Consider the following 8826-nt stretch of genomic DNA (forward strand, 5'->3'; position numbering starts at 1 on the left):
GCTGAAGGCTGATTACTTCGACAAGCTCGGCCCGCTGCTCTCCGCCGAGGCGGCCGCGGAGGCCCCGGGCACCGGAGTGGACGCGGCCGACCTGGAACAAGCCGTCTGGGTCAGGCTGCTGGAGAGCGGCCGCCACGCCCCCGATCCGGCCGAGCCCGCGGAGCCGGCGCGGTGGCTGCGCCGGGCCGTCCGGGCGGAGGCACGCCTCGCCCGGCGCCGGGCGAGGCGGGAGATCCCGTACGGCCACCGCCGGCACCCCGTGGACGGGGGCCCGCCAGCCGCGGTGGCGGCGGGTGCCGAGCCGGAGGACGCCCTCATGCACGGCGAGGAGAACCGCGCACTCCGATCGGCGGTCGCCCGGTTGCCCGGACGCTGTCCCGAGCTGATGAAGGCACTTCTTTCGCCCAGAGACCTCACTTACCGTGAAATCGCAGGAGAGTTGGGTATCTCACAAGGAAGTTTAGGGCCCGTGCGTTCCCGTTGCCTGGGATGTCTGCGCAGAATGCTGGCTGCAGAGGTTGCGGCTCCTGGCCTGCGGGGAAAGGAGCGGTAGACCATCGGGCTACCAGGTGAGCTGGAGGCATGCGCACATGGGCATGAGCGTGACCATTTCGGCGGCGGCTGCCGAGGACGCTGAGCAGATCTTCAAACTGCAGTACCTGGCCTTCCAGCGTGAGGCCGAGCTGTACGGCAACTACCTCATCCAGCCGCTCACCCAGTCCCTGGACTCCCTGAAGGGGGAGCTGGCCACGGACACCGTCCTGGTGGCCCGGCTCGGCGACGAGATCGTCGGGACCGTGCGCGGCAACGTCGACGAGGACGGCACCGCCAAGATCGCCAAGCTCTGTGTGCACCCGCGCCTGCAGGGTCACGGACTCGGAGCGCGCCTGCTGCGCGCGGTCGAGGAGGCTCTGGCGAGCCCCGGCCGCACCAACCGCTTCCGCCTGCACACCGGGCACAAGAGCGAGTCCAACCTGCGCCTCTACCGCAAGGCCGGCTACGTCAAGGTCGGCGGCCGCACGGCTTCCGACGGCGTCCAGCTGGTGATCCTGGAGAAGGAAGCCAAGGACCCGACCGACTTCACGGTCAGCGCCTGAGGGCCGTCCCCCCATAAGAGGGGACGGGCCCGCGGGTCAGCGCCTGCGCAGCCAGAGCATCCCGGTGATCGGCAGGACGACCGGGATGAACAGGTAGCCCATCCCGAACTGGGACCACACGGTCGTGTCGGGGAAGGACTCGGGCCGCAGCACGGTCCAGGTACCCACGGCGAGCACCCCGGCCAGCTCGGCGGCGCAGCAGATGAGCGCCGCCTTGCGGGCCGTCTCCCCGCCGCGCACCAGTGAGTACGTGATGAACGCGTAGGCCAGCGCGGCCACGGCGGACAGCGAGTACGCCAGCGGCGCCCGGTCGAACTCGGTGGAGATCTGGAAGGCCGAGCGGGAGACCGCGCCCACCACCATCACCCCGTACAGCCACACCAGCAGCAGTCCGGGTCCGGAGACCAGCCGCCTCCGTCCGGTGGGAGCCGCGGTCGTCGTCTCAGCGTCAGGCACCGGTGGTTCCCCAGATGTCGTAGAGCCGTACTTCGAGGACGGCGAGCACGACCGCACCGGCGGCCACCGTGATCGATCCCCACTTGGTCCGCTCGGTCAGCGAGAGCATCCCGGCGGCCGGCACCGCGGCGAACGCGCCCACCAGGTACGCCACGAAGATCACCGTGCCCTCGTCGGGCTTCTTGCCCTGGGCCAGCATGACCAGGCCGATCACCAGCTGTGCGAGGACCAGCACGGTCACGACGGCCATGCCGATGAAGTGCCAGTCCTTGGTCGGCTGGTCCCGCCATGCGGCGTGGCCGCACCAGGCGGCGAGGGCGAGTGCGGCCACGCCGATGGCGACCGTCAGGGCGTCGAGCATGCAGCGAGGGTATTACGGGCCGAAAGATCCGATGCGCGCACCCCTGTTCCCGCGCCCCCGCACCCCTGTTCCCGCGCCCCCGCGCACTGCGCACGTGCCCCGCGTCCGGTCGTGGTCTTGACCACAGTGGGCGCGCTCGCCGTGCTCCGGACCGAGGTGGAATCACTGGCTCCGGCACCCGTGTCGGCCCAGGTCAGCGGTGGCGGGGCAGTCGCGGGGCGGCGGGTCGTCCCTGACCGGGTCCGTCCGCTATGTGGTCGGATTCCGTCCGCTATCCGGACGTCATTGATCGGTCAGGGGAGACTTCTGCTTTACTTGGGCCCATGACCACGACGAGCAGCCGCACCCTTGCGACCGAGGCGACGATGACGCCCGGTGCTCGTTGTATGTGTCGAATGTGCGCCTTCTGAGGGCCCCTTCCTGAGCCTCGCGCCCCGAAGCGAGACCAGCCGCGCCACCACGTCACCCGCTGATGAACAGCACGGCTCACTCCTGCCCCGCGCATGCGTCGAAGTTTCGTTTTCTGACGGTTCGTCCCGTATCGCGTCCCGAGATTGTTTGCCCCGTGCCCGGCAGCCCGCTGCGCCGCGCACTCGACAGCGACGGAAATCCTGTGATCACCACATCGGGCCTCACGAAGGTCTACCAGTCCCGTGGCCGCGAGGTCACCGCCCTGGACGGCGTCGATCTGCACGTCCGTGAGGGCGAGGTCTACGGAGTCATCGGCCAGAGCGGCGCCGGCAAGTCCTCCCTGATCCGCTGCGTGAACCTGCTGGAGCGCCCCACCACCGGCACGGTGACCGTCGACGGCGTCGACCTCACCGCCCTCGCCGGGCGCGGCCGCCGCGCCGGCAAGGAGCTCCGCGAGGCCCGCAGCCGCATCGGCATGGTCTTCCAGCACTTCAACCTGCTGTCCTCGCGCACCGTCCAGGCCAACATCGAGCTGCCCCTGGAGATCCTCGGGGTCTCCGGCCGCGAGCGCTCCCGCAAGGCCCTCGAACTCCTCGACCTCGTGGGCCTCGCCGACAAGGCCAAGGCCTACCCCACCCAGCTCTCCGGCGGCCAGAAGCAGCGCGTCGGCATCGCCCGCGCCCTGGCCGGCGACCCCAAGGTGCTGCTCTCCGACGAGGCCACCAGCGCCCTGGACCCCGAGACCACCCGCTCCATCCTGGCGCTGCTGCGCGACCTCAACCGGCAGCTCGGCCTCACCGTGCTGCTCATCACGCACGAGATGGACGTGGTCAAGTCCGTCTGCGACTCGGCCGCCCTGATGAAGAACGGCCGCATCATCGAGTCCGGCACCGTCGCCGAACTCCTCGCCACCCCCGGCTCCGAGCTCGCCGGTGAACTCTTCCCGGTCACCGGCACCGCCACCGGTCCCGACCGCACGGTCGTCGACGTCACCTTCCACGGCGAAGCCGCCGTCCGGCCGGTCATCTCGCAGCTCTCGCGCACGTACAACATCGACATCTCGATCCTCGGCGCCGCGATGGACACCGTCGCGGGCCGGCAGATCGGCCGGATGCGCATCGAACTGCCCGGCGGCTACGAGGACAACGTCGTGCCGGTCGGCTTCCTGCGGGAGCAGGGCCTCCAGGTCGACATCGTCGAGGGCGCCGCAGACGCCGACACCGAATTCGCCGCACTGGTCAAGGATGGTGCCAAGTGACCTGGTCCGAAATGCAGCCCCTGCTCACCCAGGGCACCTACGACACCCTCTACATGGTGCTGTGGTCCACCCTGGTGACCGTGCTCGGCGGACTGCCCATCGGCATCCTGCTGGTCCTCACCGACAAGGGCGGCCTCCTGCAGAACCAGCCGCTCAACAAGGTCCTCGGCGTGATCGTGAACATAGGCCGCTCGCTGCCGTTCATCATCCTGCTGATCTTCCTGATCCCGGTCACCACCGCGGTCGTCGGCACCTTCATCGGCCCCACCGCCATGATCGTCCCGCTGGCCATCGGCGCCATCCCCTTCTTCGCCCGGCTCGTCGAGACGGCCGTCCGCGAGGTGGACCACGGCCTGATCGAGGCGGTCGAATCCATGGGCGGCGGCATCCCCACCCTGGTCGGCAAGGTGCTCCTCCCGCAGGCGCTGCCCTCCCTGGTCGCCGGTGTGACCACCACCGTCATCACCCTCGTCGGCTACTCCGCCATGGCCGGCGCCGTCGGCGGCGAAGGCCTCGGCTCCAAGGCCATCACCTACGGCTTCCAGCGCTTCGAGACCGGCTTCATGATCGCCACCGTCGTGGTCCTGATCGCCCTCGTCACGGTGATCCAGCTGCTCGGCGACGGGGTGGTCCGCCTCCTCGCCCGCCGAGGCCGGACCGCCTGACCGGACCCGCCCGAAAAGACTTTCCCCTCCCCTCATAGAGCCCGCACTTGTCGTGCTTGGGCCACCACCAGCAAGTCATCGGTACTTGTTCAGCAAGAAAGGCACTCTTCGTGCGTAAGAACGTCAAGCTCACCGCCCTCGCCGCCACGGCCACCGCGCTCGCCCTCGGCCTCACCGCATGCGGCAGCTCCTCGGACCCGTCCTCGGCCAAGGCCGACGGCGGCAAGGCCGACGAGAGCAAGCCCCTCGTCATAGCGGCCTCCCCGAGCCCGCACGCCGACATCCTGAACTTCGTCAAGGACAAGCTCGCGGCCAAGGAAGGCCTCAAGCTGGAGGTCAAGGAGTTCACGGACTACGTCCTGCCGAACACCGCCACCGAGCAGGGCCAGGTCGACGGCAACTACTTCCAGCACAAGCCGTACCTCGACGACTTCAACAAGAAGAACAACACGCACGTCGTGCCCGTCGCGAACGTGCACCTGGAGCCCCTCGGCCTCTACTCCAAGAAGATCAAGGCCATCGGTGACATCAAGGCCGGCCAGACCATCGCCGTCCCCAACGACACCACCAACGAGGGCCGCGCGCTCCAGCTGCTCGCCGCGAACAACCTGATCACCCTCAAGGAGGGTGTCGGCACCAGCGCCAAGCTGTCCGACATCACCGACAAGAAGGGGCTGGAGTTCAAGGAGCTGGAGGCCGCCACGGTCCCGCGCGCCCTGAACGACGTGGACGCCGCGATCATCAACGGCAACTACGCCCTCGAGGCCAAGCTGGCGCCCGCCAAGGACGCGCTGGTCCTGGAGAAGGCGGAGGGCAACCCCTACGCCAACTTCCTCGCGGTCAAGGAGGGCAACCAGAACGACCCGCGGATCCAGAAGCTGGCCAAGCTCCTGAACTCCGACGACGTCAAGAAGTTCATCGAGGAGAAGTACCAGGGCTCGGTCATCGCGGCCTTCGGCACCCCCGCCTCCTGAACCCGGTCATGAATCTCGGCCCCGCACGCTCCTGACCGCGTGCGGGGCCGAGCTCTGCCCGCTTCCGGGCAACCCGGCCCTGCACATCCCCCGGTCGATGCTGCATGCTGTGGCCTACGACCCGCACGCACGGTCCCGCACGAACGGTCCCGCACCGCGGTCGCATCGCAACACGGTCGCACCACGGTCTCAGGCATGGAGCTGCGCATGACTACCACCTTCCCGGACGTCACCATCAGCACGGACCGGCTGGTGCTGCGCCCCTTCGAGGAAGAGGACGTCACCGCGCTCACCGAGATGATGAACGACGAGCACGTCACGGCCTGGACCAGCGCGCCCCACCCCTACACCCACGCCGAAGCGCACGCCTGGGCCACCCGGCGCTCCCACGCGGAACGCACCGAGGGCCGCGGAATCGTCTTCGCCGTCACCGAGTTCCTCACCCAGCGCCTCGTCGGCATCGTCCACCTGCGGAGCACCAACTGGCGCACCCGCGCCACCGAGGTCCGCTACGTCACCGCCCCCTGGGCCCGCGGCGAGGGCTACGCCAGCGAATCCGTCCTGGCCGTCGCCCAATGGCTCTTCCGCGACCAGGGATTCGAGCGCCTCGAACTGCGCACCGCCGCCGACAACACCGCCTCGCAACAGGTGGCCCAGAAGATCGGCTGCATCAGCGAGGGCGTCCTGCGCAACGCGTGGATAGTGCGCACACAGACGGCCGACGGCGGCTGGACCGACACCCGCACCGACCTCATCGTCTGGAGCCTCGTCCCCGAGGACCTCGACGAGGGCGACGGCTACGACGGGTACGACAGCTTCGACAGCTACGACGGATACGCCCGCACCAGCGCGTTTCCGCAGCGGGCCGACGCGAGCGGCTACCCGGTCGGCGCCGACTGGAACTGAACCGATGACCAGGTAGTCTCACCGTGCCCGCCCCGGACAAAACTCCGCCCGCCCCCACACCAGGAGACTGACGACGATGGCCGACCGGGTCACGGTGATCGGCTGGGACGGTTCGTCCCTGACCGCGGGCGCCCGGTCCGCGCTCTCCGCCGCCACCCTCGTGGCCGGCGCCGCCCACCACCTCGCCCTCCCCGAAGTGCCCCCCACCGCCGAACGCATCCGCCTGGGCAGCGTCGGCCTCGCCGCGCGCCGCATCGCGGGCCACCGCGGCACGGCGGTGGTCTTCGCCGACGGGGACCCCGGCTTCTTCGGCGTCGTACGCACCCTGCGCGCCCCGGAGCACGGCCTGGAGGTCGAGGTCGTCCCGGCCGTGTCCTCCGTGGCCGCCGCCTTCGCCCGGGCGGGCATGCCCTGGGACGACGCCCAGGTCGTCGTGGCCCACCCCCGCACGCTGCGCCGCGCCGTCAACGTCTGCCGCGCCCACGCCAAGGTCGCCGTCCTCACCTCACCCGGCGCCGGCCCCGCCGAACTCGCCCTGCTCCTCGACGGAGTGCACCGCACCTTCGTCGTCTGCGAGGAACTCGGCACGGACCGGGAGCAGGTGAGCGTCCTCACCTCCGACAAGGCCGCCGACCACAACTGGCGCGACCCGAACGTCGTCATCGTCATCGGCGGCGCGGGCCGGACGCCGGCCGACACCGGCTGGCTGCTCGGCCGCGGCGCCGACCGGTCGGCCGAACGCGGCTGGGCCAGGCCGCAGGCCGACGCGGGGGAGGGCGGCTCCAGGCAGCTCCGCGCCGCCCAACTCGCCCGGCTCGGCCCGCGCACCGGCGACCTCGTCTGGGACATCGGCGCCGGATCCGGCGGCGTGGCCGTGGACGCGGCCGCCCTCGGCGCCGCCGTCATCGCGGTGGACGCCGACCCGGCAGCCTGCGACCGGGTAACTGCCGCCGCCCGCAAGCGGGGAGTGCAGCTCCAGGTCGTCGCCGGACGCGCACCGCACGTACTGGAGAACCTGCCCGAGCCCGATGTCGTCCGGGTCGGCGGCGGTGGCGCCACCGTCGTCGCGGCCGTCGCCGAACGCCGCCCCGAACGGATCGTCAGCCACGCCTCCACCCGCGACGAGGCCGAGGCGATCGGCAGGGTACTCACCGAACACGGGTACGCCGTCGAGTGCGCGCTGCTCCAGTCCGTCGCACTGGACCCCCGGACCTGGGCCGAACAGGACCGTTCAGTGGTGTTCCTCCTGGCAGCGGAACGCCCCGTCACGCGCTGAGACGAAGGCCGGGGTAGGCTGGCCGATCGTCGTACTGCCCCGGACGATTCGGGCATCGCGACACCGCCTGGACGCGCGACGTGGCGCAGTCCACAGAGGACCGTGTCGGTTATGGCCGCCACGATCGCCGACGGGCGCGACAATGCTTACTGGTTGTCGTGCAGGCGTATGCGAGACGAGCTCGTCGCACCGCAACCCCGCAGGCAAAACGGCTCGGCGGCCCCGTGGGCGGCCGGGCGATCGAAGAGGCAACACCGATGGGCGAGGGGTAAGCATGACTGACACCGGCCAGGTCCCGGGCGAGGGTCTCCCGGACAACGCGGGCATGGTGGATCAGCAGGGCATCCCCGCTCCGGTCCAGATCCCTGCACCGATCCCCGCTGGCTACGCCTTCCAGGACCTCATGGACAACCCGGCCGAGCCGGAGGACGAGGAACTGCTGCTCATGCCGAGCGGCCAGGGCGCGTGGAGCGACCCGCAGGTCGTCCCGCAGGCCCCCGCCTTCCCCGTACCGTCGCAGCCCGCCGACCCGCAGATGTACACGGACGTGTCCTACGGCGACGGCCCCGCGTACCCGGAGACCCCGGCCGGATACCCCCAGCCCGGCGCGTACACCGAGTTCCCCCCGCCCGTGTTCCCCGACGGCGGCTACAGCGCGGGCGCGCACGAGACGGGCGGCCGCGACTCCGGCTCGCTCGACCTCGGCGGGCTCGTCGTCCCGCCCCCGGCGGTCCCCGTCGCCCCGGTGGCCCCCGCGGCTCCCGTCCGCCGCCCGCTGCACATGGGCCCGCCGCTGCCCGACGCCAACGGCGGAGTCGTACGCTCCCTCGCGGACCGGGGACCTGCCGCGGCGCCCGCCGCGGCCGCTCCGATGGCCGCCGTGAGCACTCCGGTGGCGCCCGTCCCGCTCCGCCAGGCGGGACCCCCGACCACCGGGCCCGAGTACCTGGACATCCCGCGCGCGGAGGCCGCCGAGGCCCCCGCGGCCCAGCCGGGCGAGATCCCGCCGCAGGCCGGTGCCCCCTGGACGCCGGAGCCGGTCGCCGCGCCCGAGCCGGTGGCGGAGGCCGTCCAGGCTCCCGTCGAGGCCGCGGCGCAGCCCGTGGAGCCGCAGCCGGTCCCGGCCCCCGCAGAAACGGTGACCCAGCCCGAGCAGCCCGAGCAGCCCGAGCCGGTGGCCGTGGAGCCGCAGCCCGAGCCGGTCGTTCCCGTCGAGCCGGTGGTGGCCGTGGTGGCCGAGCCGGTCCAGCCGGAGCCGGTCGAGGCGCAGCCCGAGCCGGAGCCGGTCGTGGCCGAGCCGGTGACCGTGGAGCCGCAGCCCGAGCCCGTCGTTCCCGTCGAGCCGGTGGTGGCCGTGGTGGCCGAGCCGGTCCAGCCGGAGCCGGTCGAGGCGCAGCCCGAGCAGGAGCCGGTCGTGGCCGA

General features: G+C 71.3%; 9 protein-coding genes and 1 pseudogene. 8 read left to right on the forward strand and 2 right to left on the reverse strand.

Annotation, left to right across the window (positions count from 1 at the left end):
- Position 1 precedes the first annotated feature (1 nt).
- Complete coding sequence (locus tag ACWGE1_RS38180) at positions 2-553, forward strand: RNA polymerase sigma factor (protein WP_453425069.1); 552 nt, start codon at positions 2-4, stop codon at positions 551-553.
- 37 nt (positions 554-590) lie between these two features.
- Entirely contained in the window at positions 591-1097 is a 507-nt protein-coding gene (locus ACWGE1_RS38185) for a GNAT family N-acetyltransferase (RefSeq protein ID WP_453425070.1), read from the forward strand.
- A 36-nt stretch (positions 1098-1133) separates the two neighbouring features.
- Here ACWGE1_RS38185 and ACWGE1_RS38190 read toward each other — a convergent pair whose 3' ends face one another.
- Positions 1134-1553, reverse strand: a complete 420-nt coding sequence (locus ACWGE1_RS38190; protein ID WP_453425071.1) for a hypothetical protein — start codon at positions 1551-1553, stop codon at positions 1134-1136.
- Entirely contained in the window at positions 1546-1914 is a 369-nt protein-coding gene (locus tag ACWGE1_RS38195) for a hypothetical protein (RefSeq protein ID WP_453425072.1), read from the reverse strand. Before ACWGE1_RS38195 ends, ACWGE1_RS38190 begins: the two co-directional genes overlap by 8 nt.
- 613 nt (positions 1915-2527) lie before the next feature.
- Here ACWGE1_RS38195 and ACWGE1_RS38200 point away from each other — a divergent pair.
- The 6 genes and pseudogenes from ACWGE1_RS38200 to ACWGE1_RS38225 form a co-directional block, all read left to right on the forward strand.
- Positions 2528-3583 carry a methionine ABC transporter ATP-binding protein gene (locus tag ACWGE1_RS38200; RefSeq protein WP_453425077.1) on the forward strand — a complete coding sequence of 352 codons (1056 nt, stop codon included), beginning with the start codon at positions 2528-2530 and terminating at the stop codon, positions 3581-3583.
- Positions 3580-4248, forward strand: coding sequence for a methionine ABC transporter permease (locus ACWGE1_RS38205; protein ID WP_453425073.1), 669 nt, complete (start codon positions 3580-3582; stop codon positions 4246-4248). Before ACWGE1_RS38200 ends, ACWGE1_RS38205 begins: the two co-directional genes overlap by 4 nt.
- A 110-nt stretch (positions 4249-4358) precedes the next feature.
- Positions 4359-5222 (forward strand): MetQ/NlpA family ABC transporter substrate-binding protein, encoded by an 864-nt coding sequence (locus ACWGE1_RS38210; RefSeq protein WP_453425074.1) that lies wholly within the window; start codon positions 4359-4361, stop codon positions 5220-5222.
- Positions 5223-5429: 207 nt separating this feature from the next.
- The gene (locus ACWGE1_RS38215) at positions 5430-6128 is read left to right on the forward strand and encodes a GNAT family N-acetyltransferase (RefSeq protein ID WP_453425075.1); all 699 of its coding nucleotides are present in this window, start codon (positions 5430-5432) and stop codon (positions 6126-6128) included.
- Between the two features lie 76 nt (positions 6129-6204).
- Positions 6205-7404, forward strand: coding sequence for a precorrin-6y C5,15-methyltransferase (decarboxylating) subunit CbiE (gene cbiE / locus ACWGE1_RS38220; protein WP_453425076.1), 1200 nt, complete (start codon positions 6205-6207; stop codon positions 7402-7404).
- A 274-nt stretch (positions 7405-7678) separates the two neighbouring features.
- Positions 7679-8826: pseudogene (locus ACWGE1_RS38225) on the forward strand (nicotinate-nucleotide--dimethylbenzimidazole phosphoribosyltransferase); the annotation flags it as partial.

It is taken from the genome of Streptomyces sp. NPDC054932 (assembly GCF_053610205.1).